The sequence below is a fragment of the Paraflavitalea sp. CAU 1676 genome, assembly GCF_029223285.1.
In the GTDB taxonomy this organism is placed as follows: domain Bacteria; phylum Bacteroidota; class Bacteroidia; order Chitinophagales; family Chitinophagaceae; genus Paraflavitalea.
This window is the reverse complement of sequence record NZ_JARHUJ010000001.1, coordinates 976,018-993,739: the sequence shown is the minus strand read 5'-3', so window position 1 is coordinate 993,739 and position 17,722 is coordinate 976,018. Positions and strand designations below refer to the sequence as shown.

General features: G+C 50.2%; 20 protein-coding genes. 9 read left to right on the top strand and 11 right to left on the bottom strand.

The features are described 5' to 3' along the window. The first annotated feature begins 76 nt into the window (after positions 1-76). The 3 genes from P2H89_RS04000 (at position 77) to P2H89_RS03990 (ending at position 2,077) form a co-directional block, all read left to right on the top strand. On the top strand, positions 77-1,192 hold the full coding sequence (locus P2H89_RS04000) for a C1 family peptidase (RefSeq protein ID WP_275825232.1): 1,116 nt from the start codon (positions 77-79) through the stop codon (positions 1,190-1,192). A gap of 40 nt (positions 1,193-1,232) precedes the next feature. Beyond that, positions 1,233-1,637, top strand: coding sequence for a hypothetical protein (locus P2H89_RS03995; protein ID WP_275825231.1), 405 nt, complete (start codon positions 1,233-1,235; stop codon positions 1,635-1,637). Between the two features lie 128 nt (positions 1,638-1,765). Continuing rightward, positions 1,766-2,077, top strand: a complete 312-nt coding sequence (locus P2H89_RS03990; RefSeq protein ID WP_275825230.1) for a protease inhibitor I42 family protein — start codon at positions 1,766-1,768, stop codon at positions 2,075-2,077. A gap of 24 nt (positions 2,078-2,101) precedes the next feature. Here P2H89_RS03990 and P2H89_RS03985 read toward each other — a convergent pair whose 3' ends face one another. From P2H89_RS03985 to P2H89_RS03955, 7 genes are all read right to left on the bottom strand, one after another. Continuing rightward, the gene (locus tag P2H89_RS03985) at positions 2,102-2,527 is read right to left on the bottom strand and encodes a DUF1801 domain-containing protein (protein WP_275825229.1); all 426 of its coding nucleotides are present in this window, start codon (positions 2,525-2,527) and stop codon (positions 2,102-2,104) included. A gap of 276 nt (positions 2,528-2,803) precedes the next feature. After that, positions 2,804-4,819, bottom strand: a complete 2,016-nt coding sequence (locus P2H89_RS03980; RefSeq protein ID WP_275825228.1) for a M1 family metallopeptidase — start codon at positions 4,817-4,819, stop codon at positions 2,804-2,806. Between the two features lie 147 nt (positions 4,820-4,966). After that, positions 4,967-5,416: a PepSY-like domain-containing protein gene (locus P2H89_RS03975; RefSeq protein ID WP_275825227.1), complete on the bottom strand. Its 450-nt coding sequence runs from the start codon at positions 5,414-5,416 to the stop codon at positions 4,967-4,969. 90 nt (positions 5,417-5,506) lie between these two features. Beyond that, the gene (rsmI, locus tag P2H89_RS03970) at positions 5,507-6,175 is read right to left on the bottom strand and encodes a 16S rRNA (cytidine(1402)-2'-O)-methyltransferase (RefSeq protein WP_275825226.1); all 669 of its coding nucleotides are present in this window, start codon (positions 6,173-6,175) and stop codon (positions 5,507-5,509) included. A 3-nt stretch (positions 6,176-6,178) separates the two neighbouring features. Continuing rightward, on the bottom strand, positions 6,179-6,424 hold the full coding sequence (purS, locus tag P2H89_RS03965) for a phosphoribosylformylglycinamidine synthase subunit PurS (RefSeq protein ID WP_275825225.1): 246 nt from the start codon (positions 6,422-6,424) through the stop codon (positions 6,179-6,181). Beyond that, positions 6,421-7,185 (bottom strand): CDP-diacylglycerol--serine O-phosphatidyltransferase, encoded by a 765-nt coding sequence (gene pssA, locus P2H89_RS03960; protein ID WP_275825224.1) that lies wholly within the window; start codon positions 7,183-7,185, stop codon positions 6,421-6,423. Before pssA ends, purS begins: the two co-directional genes overlap by 4 nt. A gap of 86 nt (positions 7,186-7,271) precedes the next feature. Then, positions 7,272-8,561, bottom strand: a complete 1,290-nt coding sequence (locus P2H89_RS03955) for an aminopeptidase P family protein (protein WP_275825223.1) — start codon at positions 8,559-8,561, stop codon at positions 7,272-7,274. A gap of 355 nt (positions 8,562-8,916) precedes the next feature. Between P2H89_RS03955 and pckA the strand changes: the two genes are divergently transcribed. Further along, positions 8,917-10,521: a phosphoenolpyruvate carboxykinase (ATP) gene (gene pckA, locus P2H89_RS03950; RefSeq protein ID WP_275825222.1), complete on the top strand. Its 1,605-nt coding sequence runs from the start codon at positions 8,917-8,919 to the stop codon at positions 10,519-10,521. A gap of 234 nt (positions 10,522-10,755) precedes the next feature. Further along, complete coding sequence (locus tag P2H89_RS03945) at positions 10,756-11,301, top strand: DUF922 domain-containing protein (RefSeq protein WP_275825220.1); 546 nt, start codon at positions 10,756-10,758, stop codon at positions 11,299-11,301. Between the two features lie 212 nt (positions 11,302-11,513). Here P2H89_RS03945 and P2H89_RS03940 read toward each other — a convergent pair whose 3' ends face one another. The 3 genes from P2H89_RS03940 to trpS form a co-directional block, all read right to left on the bottom strand. Next, the gene (locus P2H89_RS03940) at positions 11,514-12,977 is read right to left on the bottom strand and encodes a sulfatase-like hydrolase/transferase (RefSeq protein ID WP_275825218.1); all 1,464 of its coding nucleotides are present in this window, start codon (positions 12,975-12,977) and stop codon (positions 11,514-11,516) included. Positions 12,978-12,992: 15 nt separating this feature from the next. Beyond that, positions 12,993-13,628, bottom strand: a complete 636-nt coding sequence (locus tag P2H89_RS03935) for a deoxynucleoside kinase (protein ID WP_275825216.1) — start codon at positions 13,626-13,628, stop codon at positions 12,993-12,995. 115 nt (positions 13,629-13,743) lie between these two features. Next, positions 13,744-14,754: a tryptophan--tRNA ligase gene (gene trpS, locus P2H89_RS03930; protein ID WP_275825215.1), complete on the bottom strand. Its 1,011-nt coding sequence runs from the start codon at positions 14,752-14,754 to the stop codon at positions 13,744-13,746. 71 nt (positions 14,755-14,825) lie between these two features. Between trpS and gatC the strand changes: the two genes are divergently transcribed. The 3 genes from gatC to P2H89_RS03915 are packed head-to-tail and all read left to right on the top strand — an operon-like array spanning position 14,826 to position 16,498. Then, the gene (gatC, locus tag P2H89_RS03925) at positions 14,826-15,125 is read left to right on the top strand and encodes an Asp-tRNA(Asn)/Glu-tRNA(Gln) amidotransferase subunit GatC (protein WP_275825214.1); all 300 of its coding nucleotides are present in this window, start codon (positions 14,826-14,828) and stop codon (positions 15,123-15,125) included. A gap of 59 nt (positions 15,126-15,184) precedes the next feature. Further along, entirely contained in the window at positions 15,185-15,892 is a 708-nt protein-coding gene (locus P2H89_RS03920; RefSeq protein ID WP_275825213.1) for an ABC transporter ATP-binding protein, read from the top strand. Positions 15,893-15,937: 45 nt separating this feature from the next. Further along, on the top strand, positions 15,938-16,498 hold the full coding sequence (locus P2H89_RS03915) for a cob(I)yrinic acid a,c-diamide adenosyltransferase (protein WP_275825211.1): 561 nt from the start codon (positions 15,938-15,940) through the stop codon (positions 16,496-16,498). On the opposite strand, the gene P2H89_RS03910 is transcribed toward P2H89_RS03915, so the two are convergent. Further along, on the bottom strand, positions 16,495-17,148 hold the full coding sequence (locus P2H89_RS03910; protein ID WP_275825210.1) for an ABC transporter ATP-binding protein: 654 nt from the start codon (positions 17,146-17,148) through the stop codon (positions 16,495-16,497). The two genes, P2H89_RS03915 and P2H89_RS03910, sit on opposite strands and share 4 nt — an antisense overlap. A 294-nt stretch (positions 17,149-17,442) precedes the next feature. On the opposite strand from P2H89_RS03910, the gene P2H89_RS03905 reads away from it, so the two are divergent. Further along, on the top strand, positions 17,443-17,664 hold the full coding sequence (locus tag P2H89_RS03905; protein WP_014221625.1) for a DUF2795 domain-containing protein: 222 nt from the start codon (positions 17,443-17,445) through the stop codon (positions 17,662-17,664). Positions 17,665-17,722 lie beyond the last annotated feature (58 nt).

Genomic DNA, 17,722 nt, shown 5'->3' with positions numbered 1-17,722 from the left:
CATTCACCAGCTCAGGCTTGCTATGCCCCACCCGATCGCAGATATGTTCTATTCAATAACCTAAAAACGTACAAGTATGAGCAAATCAGATCAACTGAATGCGATCCGTAGCAACCTGCTGCAAAATGACAGTAGCTGGAACGCAGCCACCAATCCGGTGTTTGAACTGTCCGAAGATGAGCAGATAAAAATGCTGGGTTATACACCCGGCCCCAACGAGCCCAGCCTGGCCGAGCAGGAAGCCATGTCGCAGGCCAACCTCCTCGATTTTCATGTGGCCCGCAGCGCCCGCACCACCGACGGCTTCGGCGCACCCGCCTCCTTCGACTGGCGTAATAAAGGCGGTCAGAACTTTATCACCTCCATCAAAAACCAGGGAAGCTGCGGTTCCTGCGTGGCATTCGGTACCGTGGCCGCTGTAGAATCGAGGATGAAGATCCTCCGCAATGATCCGGCCTATGTGGTCGATCATTCTGAAGCACACCTGTTCTATTGCCACGCCCGCGCAGAATCGCGCAACTGCAGCAATGGCTGGTGGCCCGACAAAGCCCTCGAAGCTTACAAGAACATCGGCGTTTGTGATGAAGCCTGCTATCCCTATACAGCCGGCGATCAGAACTGCACCGGACGTTGTGCCGATTGGCAGAACCGTGTAACCAAGGTATTGGCCTATACCAACGTTACCAATATTGCGGCCATCAAAGAATGGTTGTCGACCAAAGGCCCCATGATCGCGTGTTATACTGTATACTCCGACTTCTCGGCCTACAGCAACGGCATCTATCGCAAAACAGCCAATGCCACTGTACGGGGCGGTCATTGTGTTTCCTGTATCGGTTATAACGATGCGCAGCAGTTCTGGATCTGCAAGAACAGCTGGGGTCCCAACTGGGGCGAAGGCGGCTTCTTCCGCATCGGCTATGGCGAGTGCGGCATCGACAGCAGCATGCTCGGCGTGGAAGGCGTAGAAGACACCACCTGGCTGCGCAACATCAACGTAAGAGGATTGTGGGCCGAAAAAAGCGACCGCAATGCTTTTGCTTACCTCGGTACAGAAGGATGGAAGAGGATCACCAATACCAACGACACCAACTTCTACCTCATGTTGAACGCACTGGCCAGTGCCAAAACATCGGGTCGCAACGTAAGCGTGTATGTTGAGAAAGGTATGATCAAAGAAGTATATGCCTGATACCAGACAGTTCCCTTTTTAACCACAAAAAAATGTCATCATGTCAAAAGAAAATAAACCGTTCGCACAACCTCAGGTAGAAGTGATCGAAGGATCAGTAAAACCAGGCACCATGCCCTCCCAGGCCGCCAACTACCAGGCCGATACGCTGTTGTCATCTACCCCCATGGATTCATTGAAGGAGCTGGAAGCCGGCAACAGAGCAGAAGACGGCTTCGGCGCCGGCGTATGGCACAACAATAAAAAAGTATCCGGTATCTGGACTAAGGCCGAAACCCGCAATAGCTGGCTCGCCCTTACTGATCTCGGCTGGAAGAAGATCTACAGCGGATCCGATAGCGCCGTCGTTGCCATGGAAATGCTCGGCGCCCAGGCTTTGGAGAAACAATCTCCTGTCAATGTACTGATCGAGAACGATCAGATCATTGAGATCTATGTATGGTAACCAGTCAGCGCTTATAACCCGGTAATACATACCAACAACCCTCGTGCAACCATGACAGGCGTGGAGTATCTTCTTCACGTCTGTCACCGCACGATGGATACCACGATTGCTAAAGAAAAGCACAACACATGCAAACAATACATTTATCCGAAGCCGACCAGGGAAAACAATTGCAGCTGCAAACAGGCGATCGCCTCATCATCACCTTATCCGCCAACCCTACAACGGGCTTTAACTGGATATTACAGCCCAACGATCATTTTAAGGTAGTTACGGGATTTTCACCCGGAGATGGAGGTGCCGGCTCAGCCGGACAGGAGAAGTTTGAGTTGACACCGCTGCAACCAGGCGTAAGCGGCATGATCTTATTACAGTATAGGCAGCCCTGGGAAACACAGGCTGCAGAAAAGCAATTCAACGTTTCGTACAGGATATCATAAGGAGCAGCATCAGAGACAGTGCGGCTATTTTTGTGGGGGATCTTTCCTGATCGTTCGGCGTAGCGACGTTTTGATCATCTTCCTCAGCAGCTTAAGGTCGATATCGGCCAACCTCTTAACATACACGCAGGATTTGCCCGACTTCACCTTACCCAATTGCTTCAGTTGCTCTTCGCGTGTCTCTGGGTCAATATCGAGGTAAAGAACCAAAGCATCCTTTCTTGGCGAAAAGCCCACCAGCGCCGAATCCCCCTCATGCCCGCTGTCGTACACATAATGATAGCTCCCAAACCCTATGATCGTAGGCCCCCACATAGTAGGGGTAAATCCGGTTTCCTCTTCAATGATCTCAACCAGTTGAAAACTATCGGCACGTTTCTGCTCATCGGGAACAGCTTCAATAAACCCCTTCACACTTTTGGTCGTTGCAGTGGTTTTATTCTGGGCCATGGGATGATATTTTAGATAAGCTACAAATTTTCGGGCAGCTGTGCAAAACGAACCTGGTCGCAGTGTACCCCGCACAACCTGTCAAACAAATGTCTTCTCTTCAGGGAAGCAAACGGTCGATAAACGGCAATCGAAGACAGACCCGCATTTCCATGCGGGTCACCATTACGCAGTACCCTGCAAACAAAAGAGGTTGTTCCCATTCAGGAACAACCTCTTCTTGGTAGTTTGCGTCAAACTGCCTCCTTTATGCAAGGCCGCAGCCTGGCTTATTACTTAGGGGATCTCCAGCTTGTTATTACTCCGCTCCACATCGGCCATCCGCTGCGATGGATCGATCTCCATCAGCTTCAGATCACCAAGACGGTGATTTACTTCAAACACATAAGTAGGATGTGTCCACTTCCACGCCTCGCGGCTTGAGAAGGGAATAGAAGGGTCCTCCGCCTGTTTGGCGCCAAACATCAGGTACATCGGGATGTTTACGATCTCTTTTGATCCATCTTTATAGGCCAGCAGAATATCGAGCGGCATCGGCATCTTCCCGATACGTTTGATGCGGATCTTGGTCTTACTGCCTTCTTCCCAAAGACTATCGATCGCATAATCGATGGTCTTGGTAGTATTCACAAAATATTCCCGATACCAGTCGAGCTTCATGCCACTCACCTTTTCGGCAACACGCATAAGGTCGTTGACATTCGGATGTTTGAAACGCCACTGGCGGTAGTACTCCAGCAGTATCTTATCACGCACATCGGCGCCAACAATATAGCCCAGTTGCTCCATGAACACCTCGCCTTTTGAATAGGCAGCGATGCTGTAAGCAAAGTTGGTTTCAAAATGATCGGCATGGGTAGTCATAGGCTCTTCCAGCCCGCTCTTTACCAATGCAAAATACCCCTGGTAGGCACCAAGGTGCGGATTGGCTTTACCGATAAAGCTATTGCTCTTCGTGAGCGAGTCTACCACCTGCACCTTACGCGGACCGGTCCCCACTTCAGATTGGGTGACCTGGTTTTTAGTTACCGCCTGATAGTACTCAGTAACGAGCGTTTCCGCATAGCTGGTAAAACCTTCGTCCATCCAGGCATACAGCGACTCGTTGGTACCCAGCAGCATCTGGTACCAGGTATGCATCCACTCGTGGAATGCGGTACCAAGGCTCGGCCCCGACACCAGCGTACCCATCGGATACTCCATACCACCATCGCCACCATGAATGAAAGTGTATTGCTTGTAGGGATAGGCACCAAACTTCTTTTCGATGAAAGGCAGTACGGTTACTGCTGCATCTGCCACACGTGTCCACTGCTCGTCCCAGCTCTTGATATACTTTTGAACATCATTATCGTAGCGACGCTTGTTGGTTTCATTGAAACCTTCAAAGGTCTTTTTCAGCTGTTCCTCATCTTTGTTGTAGATAACGTGGATCACCGGACCATTGGCAACTGTGCGGGTGATATGCGCATACTGAGGATCAGCAGCCCACATAAAGTCATGTACATTGGGGGCTACAAAATGCCAGGTGAGCTTGTCGCCGGCGGGGCGCGCTACTTTTGTACCGGGCGCTTCATAACCATAACCGATCTGCTGCGGATTTTGCAAATAACCGGTGCCACCGATCAGGTAGCTTTTATCGATCGTGATCTTTACTTCATAATCACCCCATATACCATAAAACTCACGGGCAATATAGGGAGTGGGGTGCCAGCCTTCATAATCGTATTCACAAAGCTTGGGATACCACTGGCTCATGGAGAAGCGCACACCGGTTTGCGGATTATCGCGACCTGCCCGGCGCACCTGCAAGGGTACCTGCGCTTCAAAATCCATATCGAAGGTCACGGTACTTTTAGGCAGAATAGGTTTGCTGAGCGTTACTTCAAGAATGGTTTCCTGCACAGTGTATTGTTGTGCAACGCCATTCAGCTTGAGCGAAAGTATCTTTTGATAACCGATCTCATCAGGTTTCAGATAAGCTATGCGGTCGCGCACCCGGCCATCCCAGTCGGGCCGGCCATTCGTCTTGATCTGCCCCAGCGCCTGGCTGCGGGCATCCATCATACTGTTGGGCTGAAACGCATTCCAGTACAAATGATAATAAACCTTGGTCAGGGTGTCGGGAGAATTATTGGTGTATTCCAATTTCTGCTTGCCGGAGAACCGGTTCGATGCAGCATCCATGTTGATGTCCATAGAATACTTCACCCGCTGCTGCCAGCGGTCGGGCTGCGCCATCGCCGCTGTAACGGCAAGGAGGCCAGCCATGAAGAGCATGTGTTTTCTCATTGATTTCCTCGGTTTTTATTCTTAGTTCTAAAACGTTCCCTGTTCGGGAGCGGGAAGGTAGGGAAAAACAGTGAAGCCCGGAAACTACACATCAGCGCAGTTGTCCGGGCTTCCTATTTAGGAGAATTTTAATTTATGCCATGCAACCTATAGGGTCGAGTTGTCTTTCAGCAAACGTCCCTCACTGTTGAACGTCAGGTTCTTTTTCTGCAGATCGCTCTTCACTACAAAAAGGCGGTACTGTACTTTATCACCGGGCAGGTCGATCCTGGTAGAACCTTCCAGTTTCCAATCGGCCCACTTACTTTTTGCATAACCATCCTTTACAGGATCTGGTATAGTGCCTTCTTCTACCTTTTGCTCGGTGTACTGCCACACGGCTTTATTGTTGAAGCGGGCTTCATAGTGATTGCCCTGCTGGTCAAATACAGCTACAAAACCAGAGAGTTTATCCTTCCATTCTACGTTGGAAGCACTGGGATATTTGTCTTTGAAAGCTTCTGTAACGGAGGCAGGTACACTGCGTACCTGTGCCAGCAAACTATTGGTCAATGCCAGCGACAATACCAATAATAAGGAGGGGATCATCTTTTTCATAACTACTGAGTTTAATTCCATTCTTATGCAAATATCAAACCCACGACTGAAAAGGAAAACTTAAATCCTTGTACAAATCCCCACTTTTTTTTATTCTTCCCGGCCCGCCACGACCATCACGATCTCGCCTTTCACCTCTTTTTTCTTGAAATGCTCGCATACTTCCTGTAAAGTACCCCGTGCATTTTCCTCATATATCTTGGTTAGTTCGCGGCTCACGCAACACTGCCGGTCGGCGCCAAAATACTGTATCATATCCTCCAACGTTCGAACCAGCCGGTGTGGCGATTCATAAAAGATCATTGTCCGTTCTTCTTCCACCAGCTTCTTGAACATCGTTTGCCTGCCCTTCTTTTGCGGCAGGAAACCTTCGAAAACAAAGCGGTTCGAAGGAAGCCCGCTGTTCACGAGCGCAGGCACAAAAGCAGTAGCGCCGGGCAGGCACTCCACCTTTACACCCACCTTGATACATTCACGCACCAACAAAAAACCCGGGTCCGAAATACCGGGTGTGCCGGCGTCCGAGACCAGGGCGATCGATTTCCCTTCCATCAACTGGTTCACCAGGTGTTGCAAAACCTGGTGTTCATTGTGCTGGTGAAAAGGCGACAGTGGCCTGATCACCTGGAAGTGATTCAATAATTTGATGGTATTGCGTGTATCCTCGGCCAGGATCAGGTCAACCTTTTTCAACACGTCCAGCGCGCGCAGGGTAATATCCTGCAGGTTGCCGATGGGAGTGGGAACGAGATATAGCATTCACTAATTGACTGATACTTCAAAGTATTCCATAACAGGGTTGGCCAACAGCTTTTTAGAGGCTTCTTCAGCGATCTTTTTGGCTTCTTCGGGGTTATTGGCCTCTACCTGCAAAGTGATATTCTTGCCAATACGTACATCCTGTACAGTAGTCAAACCCAGGTTTTGTAATCCGCCCATCACGGCTTTTCCTTGAGGATCCAGTAATTCTTTCAGCGGCATTACAGTAACCTGAACATTATACGTCATGTCGTTTTATTTTTGAACGCCAAAGATACAATGATATAGAGAATAAACACGACCGGAACAGCCAGCCACTTCAGCAAAACCGCTCCCAGCACGGCTCCCGCCAGCAAAATTATTTTGGGAAGGTTGCCTTTGAGCGAGAAGTCCTTGAATTTTAGGGCCAGCAGCGGAATATTGCTCACCATCAGGTAACTCACCCCGAAAACAATACCGTACAGCACCCATTTGTTGATGAGCAGGTTGTTAACAGAAGCCTGGGAACCATAGAAATAAATGAGCGGAAGGGAAGCGATCAGCAAACCCGCCGCCGGGGTGGGTACCCCTTTGAAGCCATATTGCTGGCTATCGTCGATATTGAATTTAGCCAGGCGAAAGGCAGCCGCACAGGGCACCACAAAAGCAGGCAGCAACCAGCCAATGCTCACATCCAACCCGTCTTCCTGTTGAGAAAAGCTCAACCGCAGAAACTGGTACAGGATCATACCCGGCGCCACACCAAAGCTCACCACATCGGCCAACGAATCCAGCTGCTTGCCCATTTCGGAAGTTGCTTTGAACAGGCGGGCCACAAATCCATCCAGGAAATCCACCACGGCACTCAACCCGATGAACAGGGAGGCCAGGGCCAGCCGCTCGGGGAAGGTCACGAAATACTCACCATCCTGGTCGAACGTATGCGCAATGCCATTTTGCATAACGAATACAATGGCGCAGCAGCCAAAGAACAGATTCAATAAAGTAAATAAGTTAGGGATTTGCTTCATAGTACAGTTTATACTGTGGTGGTTAGGGGCGGGTCGATCCAACCAACACCCTGCCCAATACGATTATTTATATGGGTATTTAACTATTAACGCTTCATGGCGGCTTCTATTTCCTCTACCGTGATGGGTATTTTAGCCATCAGGTCCTTATTACCGGTTTTAGTAAGCCACACGTTGTTCTCGATGCGGATGCCGATCTGCTCCTCCTCGATATAAATGCCCGGTTCGATGGTAAACACCATACCCGCAGTAACCGGCTCAGTCCGGCTGCCAAGGTCATGCACATCGATACCCAGGTGGTGTGAGATACCGTGGTAAAGATACTTCCGGAAAGCGAGGTTGTCTTTGTCTTCATTTTTCAGGTCCTGCTTATTCAGCAATCCCAGTTTTACAAAGACCTTGGTCGCTTCCGCACCCACTTTATCTGTGTAGGCAGCTATGGTGATGCCCGGCTTCAAAATACTTTTGGCATAATTATGCAGGTGCAGGCAGCCGTTATATACGTCCTTTTGACGCTTGCTGAACTTTCCATTGACCGGAATGGTACGGGTAAGGTCGGCGCAGTAGCCGCCGTATTCGGCGCCGAAATCCATCAGGATCAGTTCACCGTTCTTACATTCCTGGTTGTTCTCGACATAATGCAAGGTGCGGGCACGGTCGCCGCTGGCCACAATGGAGCTGTACGCCGGACCGGTAGCCCTTTGCATCAGAAAGCTATGCAGAATTTCCGCTTCAATCTCATACTCCATAACACCCGGCTTCACATATTTCATTACCCGCAAAAACGTGTTGTGCGTTATATCGATGGCCTGTTGCATCACCACCACCTCCTGGGGCGTCTTCACCGCCCGTAGTTCCTTCATGATGCGGGCACTGCGCCTGTATTGGTGCAAAGGATAACGCTGTTGCATGGCTTCGGCATAACGGTAATCACGCACCGGTACCAGGTTTGCCTTGCGGTCGTTCTCGTTTGTGTTGAGGTAGATGGTATCGGCGAGATGGATCCAGGGCTGCAACACTCCTTCCAGCGTATCGAGCCAGATGATGGCCGAAATACCAGATATCTTGCGCGCTTCTTCGGCCCGCAACCGCTTGCCATCCCATTTCTCCTTCAGTTCGTTGGGCCGCACGAGCACCAATACCTCCCGCAAACGCGGGTCGGGATTGTCGGGAAACAGGATGAGCATCGTATCCTCCTGGTCAATACCGCATAACCAATAGAGGTCAGCATTTTGCTTGAATTTATAGGAAGCATCACCATTGGTGGGCAATTCATCATTGCTGTTGAAGATGGCAATGCTGTTCTTTTCCATCCGGCCGGTAAATCGTTTCCGGTTTTGCACGAAGATGTTAGGATCGAGCGGCAGGTATTTCATGCGGTAAAAATAACCAATGAACAGGTAATCAAATGAAATACAGCGTTTTTTTGACTTCTCCCATTCCCTTGGCCCGTCAGGAAGTCAGCCGGCCTGCAGTCTTACCTATAAAAACACAGGGGATGCCCTGACAAGTTTTCTGTTGACAACTTTTAACCAAAAAAACCACTTTTTAGGAAGCATTCAGCGAAATCAGCTTATTGTTGAACATAATTTAAAACTAACATTTGTTAGCGGTACAATCGCTAATAATCAGCGCCTTGAATTGAATGTTATTCAATTTTTAGGCGTTTTGGGGCTTTGCATTAGATTTTTTTTAATTCTACCTTTACCGCCTAACTCTAAAGTGCTTGTTATGTCAGTATCAACCATCGCAATTCCCCTGGATCAACTAACCCGTATCGGTCTCCGACAGAACCATACGCTACACTATCAGCTCACTCCCGAAGAACTGGTGCAGGATACGCTCCGCCTCAACGAGGGAATTTTGAATGACACCGGTGCCCTCGTGATCCGCACCGGCGAATTTACCGGTCGCAGCCCTAAAGACAAGTTCACCGTAAAGGATGAGATCACAGCCGACACCGTGCACTGGAACGAATTCAACATTGCTCTGGACGAGAAATACTTTCACATCATTCATAAGAAGATCGTCGACCACCTCAACAGCCGCAATGAGCTGTGGGTACGCGACGCATTTGCCTGCGCCGATCCCCGTTACCGCATCAGCATCCGTGTGGTGAACGAGCAGCCGGCCATTAACCTTTTTGCCCACAATATGTTCCTGCGCCCTACAGAGGCACAATTGGATCACTTCAGTCCCGACTGGCATATCCTGTCGGCACCTGGCCTGCGCCTGGATCCGGAGGAATGCGGTACCCGCCAGCACAATGCTGCTGTCATCAGCTTCAAGCACCGCACCATCCTCATTGCCGGCACCGGTTATACCGGCGAAACCAAGAAAGGCATATTCTCTGTTCTTAATTATATATTACCCCAGGATAAAGGCGTATTGAGCATGCATTGCTCGGCCAATATGGGTTCCAAAGGCGATACAGCCCTGTTCTTTGGCCTCAGCGGTACCGGCAAAACCACGCTGAGCGCCGATCCGCAGCGTATGTTGATCGGTGATGATGAACATGGCTGGACCAACAACGGCATCTTCAATTTCGAAGGTGGCTGCTATGCCAAGTGTATCGACCTCAGTGAAGAGAAAGAGCCTGAGATTTTCCATGCTATACGGCCCGGCGCCCTGGTAGAGAATACTGTATTCTATGCCGGCACCAGCAAGATCAACTTCGCCGACAAGTCGATCACAGAAAACACCCGGGTATCATACCCGCTCGATTTTATCAGCAATGCCAAAGAACCGGCCATGGGTAACCTGCCGGCCAATATATTCTTCCTCACCTGCGACGCTACCGGCGTACTGCCCCCGGTGAGCCGCCTCACCCCCGCCCAGGCCATGTACCAGTTTATCTCTGGCTACACCGCCAAAGTAGCGGGTACCGAAGCGGGGGTAACCGAGCCCAAATCCACTTTCAGCGCCTGTTTCGGCGCGCCCTTCCTGCCCCTGCACCCCGGCAAATACGCCGCCATGCTGGGCGAGAAGTTGCGTAAACATGATGTAAAAGTGTGGATGATCAACACCGGTTGGTCTGGTGGAGGTTATGGTACCGGTAGCCGTATGAAGCTGAATTATACCCGGGCTATGATCACCGCAGCGCTCGAAGGCAAACTGGAGGAAGTGGAATATGCCTGCCACCCCGTATTTGGCATGGCCATACCCCAAAGTTGTCCCAATGTGCCCGCCGAATTGCTGAACCCCCGGAACTCCTGGACCGATAAAGCAGCCTACGACGCTGCTGCCCGTAACCTGGCCCAGCAATTCATCACGAATTTTGAGAAATACGCTGCCGGCGTGCAGCCCGAAATATTGGAAGCAGCGCCTCGCATTTAACAGCTGTCTTACCATGTCTCATAGCCAGCGGGCTCCGGCTCCCTGGCCTGGCCTCAAACGATTAACTGCCATAGAACTCTATCTCACCAACGGGATAGAGTTTTTTTTATGTATATCCCCCTACGCGCCTTACGGCAAAACGCGGTAGTTTTGCCTAGTTTTCGTTAAATCCTGACAGGGTTTGGTGGATTTGAAGAATTTCTACAAACTTTGTCGAAGTATCGCATTGCAAGTATGATCACACCTATTTTCACTTTCCTGCTGGCTACCCTAACCGGAATTGGACAAGCCAATCTGATCGATTGGAATTCTTCCCGGAGGCTTAGCTGGGAAGACTTTAAAGCCGCCCCCGATGCTGCTTCCAACAATGCAGCCCTCACCAGCAGCTCCATCAACGTGGAGTTTGGCTACGATGACGAAGAACTTCAGTATACCATCAATTGCCGGTTCGATAAAACCAAATCCTGGGTACGCGTACGCAACGCTACCATCCTGCAGCATGAACAAGGCCATTTCGATATAGCCGAATTGCATGCCCGTAAGCTGAACCAGGCATTAAAAGCATATCGCTTCAATGCGAAAACCGTGAGCACTGATGTAAACAGGATCTATGATAGCGTGATGGTTTTACACCACTCCGCCCAAAACGAATACGATAAAGAAACCGATTTCTCCCGCAACAAGGACAAACAGGTCATTTGGCTGAAGAAGATTGCCGATAACCTGCAGGAGTTAAACACTTTTGGTGGGTACGCAGGCCGGCCCGCTATTCAGAAATAACAAAAGTCACCGGCTCCTTCTTATACCTTTTTACAAAACGTCCGCACTGGGTGGCAGGCTACCACTTCCCCTTATAAGATTTAAGAATTTCCAACGCCCGCTTTCCCAATCCATTTCCGGGATCTTTCTCTACTTCAATATCCTGCAACCGTCCATTTGCATCGATAATAAAACTGATCAGTAATTTGTAAGTGCCGGGAGGTATGTTCCGTTTATCGAATCAATGAATCCTTCAGGATGGGCAGGTTCTCCTGGAACAGCGTGTTGAAAAGAAGGCGGAACTGGTTTACGTTCGACATACCATCATACCAGGCTGCGTATTGTTGGCTGGGCAGATACACCGCATTGACATTGGTAAAGCCATATTTTTTATCTTTCCTGATAGCCCCCCGAAACCCATGATCGCTCATGAGCAGTATGACGGCTTTACCGGCAGTAGCCTGCTTCAATTGCTGCACAAGCTCCAGTACGCGATGGTTGGTATACACGAGGTATTGCAGATAGGCCGCGTCGGCCTCTGCAGGAATGATCGCCTCGCGTTGATGAAAACCTATCGTTCTGTGGCCGCTGCTATCGAACGCGAAAGGCAGGTGCGGCATCATAAGATGCAGGTAAGTAAACACGGGTACGGAATCGGTAAGGAATGCCTCTTTGAGTGTCCCCTTCATCGCCGCTTCATTGTTCCGCACAAATTGATCTTCCAGTTTTTGCTCCCAGCTCGTCATCAGGCCCCGCTCCACCAGGAAAGTGGGCAGGTATTTGGCAACACGGTACCAAAAGGTGCCGCTCGTCAACAACCGGCCTTTGTCGGGCAAAAGACCTGTAGAGTAATAAGCGGGGTCAGCCGCCAGGTCAAAGCCTGAGAAATTGGCGATCCGGTACCCGCTGGCAGCCAGCAAGGCCGCGACCTCGTTGTTGCGCAGTCTGCGCATGGCATTCGAATAGGCATAATGGTCTTGTATCACCGCTTTGCCAAAATCGGCGGGATAGTCCATGTTCAGCATGGAAGCCATCGAAAACAAGGTTAGCTGGTAATTGCTTTGCGAATGGGCCACCACGTGAAAGCCCTTCGCTTTCAGGCTGTCGTCAAACCACCGGTTATCATATTGAAAATACCCGGCCAACCCATCCGAGCCCATATATTCATCGAGCAGGATCAGGTAAATAGAAGGGCGTTCGCGGGTATTGACCAATGCCCGGCCATTGGTAGCCGTAGCGGCCCCGGGCTTTGAAAGCAGCAATCCCCCCGCTTCAAAAACAATATAGCAGAGCAACAGGAGATTGATGTATAGCAGCGGTTTTTGCAACGTATGCTTCGTCCGCTTCAACCAGATCAGTATAACCAGTATTGCGAACAGGCAAACGGGCAAAAACCAGGTGAGGCGCGAAATACCGGCGGTTAACCGGAATCCGGAAAAGAAGTCCTGGAAGGCCCCGAAAAATAACATGATCGTCAGCAGGCAGGACGTAAAGATGCCTGCTTTACGCGTGTTTTTGAACCACCAGGCCGACAATCCGAATACCACAAACCCGCCAGCCAGTAGCAGGGCCAACAGCCATAGCAGATCGGCAACAGGCACCAGCCCCCGGTTGGCACGATACCCGTGCAACAGGAAGAAAATAATAACGCCTGTGAAGTGGAAGTTGGTGGTCAACAGGCTTCGCAGGCGTTCCAAGGCAATAATATTTTATTAAAACAGTCCGTAGAGTTGTGAATCTATTTTGCGGATGATCTCACCGAGGTGCTCATCGTTCTCGGGAAATTTGTTTTTGTCGATATCGATCACCAGCAGGGGGCCTTCCTTATACCCGTCGATCCATTTATTGTAGTAATCGTTCAGGCGCTTCAGATAGTCGAGGCGGATATTCTCTTCGTACTCCCGGCCCCGCTTTTGGATCTGTGCTACCAGGGTAGGCACAGAGGCCTTGAGGTAGATGAGCAGGTCGGGCGGTTGTACCATCGACTTGAGCGTCTCGAAGAAATGAAAATAGTTGTCGAAGTCGCGTTTGCTCATGAGGCCCATTTCGTGCAGGTTGGGTGCAAAGATGTGGGCATCCTCATAAATGGTGCGGTCCTGGATCACGGTTTCGGTACCACGGTGAATATCCAGCAGCTGGTTAAGGCGGCTGTTGAGAAAGTATATTTGAAGGTTGAAGCTCCAGCGGGGCATGTCTTCATAAAAATCGAACAGGTATGGATTGTGATCCACGTCTTCGAACTGCGGTATCCAGCGGTAATGTTTGCTAAGCAGTTCAGTGAGGGTGGTTTTTCCGGCGCCTATATTTCCTGCTACAGCTATATGCTTGGGTTTCTTAGTCTTTGCCATCGTTATTAGTTCATAGAATCAGATCCTGTTTCCCGGGCCAAAGGGCCGGAAAGAGTGGACCAAAAAATTAAGGTATTGATTCTTTTTGGTTTTTGGTTTACCCGAACAGGAGTTTTTAATAATAATTCAGTCCCATGGCTGTGCGCACCAGGTCCATGGTGGCCTGTGCGCTGGCGCGTGCTTTATCAGCTCCTTTTTCCATAACAGCCTTGAGGTACTTTTCGTCATTACGGATGGCTTCCGCCTTTTCGCGGATCGGTGCGATGAACTTCACCATGTCTTCGCCCAGCTGCTTTTTAAGATCGCCATAGCGGATGGTGCAGTTGTTGTAGTCATCTTCAAACTTCTTGATGACATCTTCGCCGCTTACCAGTTTCATCAGCAGGAAGATGTTCTCGATATAGTCGGGTTTGGGAGAATTGGGTTCAGTGGGGCCGCTATCGGTTTTGGCTTTCTTCACTTTGTCGACGATCAGCTTATCGGAATCAGAAAGGTAAAGCGTGGCATTCTGGTTCTCACTCTTGCTCATTTTACCGGCGCCGTCGAGGCTGGGCACCTTCACCAGTTGCTGGCCATAATTGAAGGCAACCGGTTCAGGGAACACGTCACCGTACCGGTGGTTGAAACGGTTCACATAGGTACGCGCCATTTCAAGGTGCTGCTCCTGGTCCTTCCCTACCGGTACCAGCGTAGCGCGGTGCAGAATGATATCTGCTGCCTGTAATACCGGATACGTGAGCAAACCAGCGTTTATATTGTCGGGTTGCAGCTTGGCCTTGTCTTTAAAAGTAGTGGTCTTTTCCAGCTCACCTTTATAGGCCAGCATATTGAGGTACAGGTACAGTTCGGAAGTCTCGAAAACATGGCTCTGGCAGTACAGCGCCACTCTATCGGGGTCGAGGCCGCAGGCAATATGCTCGGCCAGCACCCGGTGTATATTGGTCTTCAGTTCCTTTGTATCTGGATGGGTGGTCAGCGCATGCAGGTCGGCCACCATAAAATAACAGGGAAACTCATCCTGCATCCGCACAAAATTCCTCAACGCCCCGAAATAGTTGCCCAAATGCAGGAAACCGGTGGGGCGGATACCGCTCATAACAATCTGTTGCTGATCACGCTTTTCCATAGTGCGCGAAGATAAGATAGTTAGCGATTTTGGAGGGGAACGGAACGTTTTTTAAGCTATTTTTGTTTGGTATGGAAGTCAATGACGCATTAGTGGAAAACCTGGCCAAGCTGGCCCGCCTGCAGTTCAATGAGGCAGAGAAAGAAATTATCAAGCACGACCTGCAACGAATGATCCATTTCGTCGACAAACTCAATGAACTGGACACCGCCGGCGTAGAACCGCTCCTGCACATGAGCGACAATGTGAACGTATTGCGCGACGACAAAGTGAAGGGTTCCGTAAGCCGGGAAGAAGCCGTTAAGAATGCACCGGGCACCGACGGTACCTTCTTCAAAGTGCCCAAAGTGATCCGTAAAAACGAAGCCTGAGCAAATCCCGGATATTAGTTCCGGATACCTGCCAGACACAGTAAATAAAGTAACAACACATGATCAAGCCTATTATCCACCTGCAACAGATCCGTAAGAGCTATTTTATGGGCAGGCAAGAGATCCGCGTTCTGAAAGGTATCGACCTCGATATCAACAAAAATGAATACGTGGCCCTCATGGGACCCTCCGGGTCGGGTAAAAGTACCTTGATGAACATACTCGGTTGCCTGGATACACCCACAGCCGGTAAGTATATATTGAACGGACACGACGTGAGCAAAATGATCGACGACTCCCTGGCCGAAGTGCGCAATAAGGAGATCGGGTTCGTATTCCAGCAGTTCAACCTGCTGCCACGCCTTACCGCCCTCGAAAACGTGGCCCTGCCGCTGGTGTATGCCGGTATCCCCAAAAAGCAGCGGACCGAGATGGCTGTGGATGTGATCAAAAAGGTAGGCCTCGAAGACCGGATGCACCACAAACCCAACGAACTTTCGGGCGGACAGAACCAGCGCGTAGCCATTGCCCGCGCCCTCGTCAACGGCCCCTCCCTCATATTGGCCGATGAGCCCACCGGTAACCTCGATACCAAAACCTCGATCGAGATCATGGACATTTTTGGTAAGATACAGGCCAGCGGCAATACCGTAGTATTGGTTACACACGAAGAAGACATTGCCAACCATGCCCACCGCATCGTACGCTTACGCGACGGCGTCATTGAAAGCGACAAGCGACGTACTGAAGAAGCCGTTCACGCTTAAGACAGCCGGGGAGCACAGGGTGGCCACACCATCAAAAATCCAATTATGGCATTTAAGATCTATACCAAGACCGGCGATAAGGGCAACACCTCCCTCATTGGCGGCACCAAAGTGCCCAAATCGCACCTGCGCATCGAAGCATATGGCACCATCGACGAACTCAATTCCTACATAGGCCTCTGCCGCGACCTGATCAGCGACGAAACCGGCCGCACTGTATTACAGGAAGTACAGGACCGCCTCTTCACCGTAGGTGCGGCACTGGCCTGCGATCCGGTCAAGGAACCCAAAATGCGCATTCCCGACCTTAAGGATACGGATATCCAATACCTCGAAAAAGAGATCGATCGCATGACGGAAGCCCTGCCACCCATGAAGCATTTTATCCTTCCGGGCGGACATGCGACCATTTCCCAATTGCACATAGCCCGCTGCGTATGCCGCCGGGCCGAGCGCTGCTGTGTGAGACTTGAACTGGAAGGCCAGGAAGTGGAACCGATCATCCTGCAATACATCAACCGCCTGAGCGACTACCTGTTCGTACTCGCCCGCTATGCCGGCCAACTATTGCAAGCACCGGAGATACCTTGGAAACCGCGGGTTTAGACAACGATCTTCCCGTCTTTCATATGAAGTATCCGGTCGCTCATCTGCGCCAGTTCTTCGTTATGGGTAACAATGAGAAAGGTTTGATGGAATTGTTTGCGCAGATCGAAAAAGAGCTGGTGGAGCTCCCGCGCATTGGCCGAGTCGAGGTTGCCCGTAGGCTCGTCGGCAAAAACGATATCCGGATTATTGATCAGGGCCCGCGCCACCGCCACCCGCTGCTGTTCGCCACCCGATAAGGCATTGGGCTTATTGTCCAGCCGCCCGCCCAAACCCAGCATCTCCAGCAACTGGATCGCCCGCTCCGTCACCTCTTTCTTCTTCTTTCCGGCCATCCAGCCCGGAATACTCACGTTTTCAACCGCCGTGAACTCGGGCAGCAGATGATGGAACTGGAAAACGAATCCGATATGGCGATTGCGGAAAGCAGCTACCTGCTTGTCGTCAAGGAAGTTGATGCGCTGGTCGTTTACTTTCACCTCCCCCTGTGTGGGATGATCCAGGGTACCTAAAATATGAAGTAAAGTACTCTTTCCCGATCCGGAAGGGCCTACAATACTGGCAATTTCCCCTTTATTGATCGTCAGGTCTACCCCTCTCAATACCCAAAGCTGATCGTAATATTTATGTATGTTGGTGGCCGTTAACATGGATCACTGATTGTAAAACAAAGCGTCAAGATACTACAAACCATTGGCTTCAAGGCAGCCAGGCAGCCAAAGCGCATTATTTAAGAAAATGTTGCTACCTCTTTTCAAAGATAGATTTGGTTTTTTCCGCAGGAAAGTTACTTTTGCGAAAAATTACCGGGCATCGTTTTGCTGGAAGGATAAAAGAAAATCCATAACAGCGCACCACAATCCGGAAATTTATTGTTAGTTTTTGCTTCTGTTGTAAGGACGTACAACAGCCGCCTTTCCTGAAAATCTTAAAACGGCCACCTCATGTTTTGGACACTTGAACTTGCATCATATCTCGAAGACGCACCCTGGCCTGCTACCAAGGACGAATTGATCGATTACGCCATCCGTAGCGGCGCCCCTATTGAAGTAGTAGAGAATCTCCAGGAACTGGAAGACGAAGGTGAAATCTATGAAGGTATCGAGGACATATGGCCCGATTACCCCAGCCAGGATGACTTCTTTTTTAACGAAGACGAGTATTAATTTACAGTTAACATCATTCATAAAAGCGGGCTGCAACAGTCCGCTTTTTTAGTTCCAG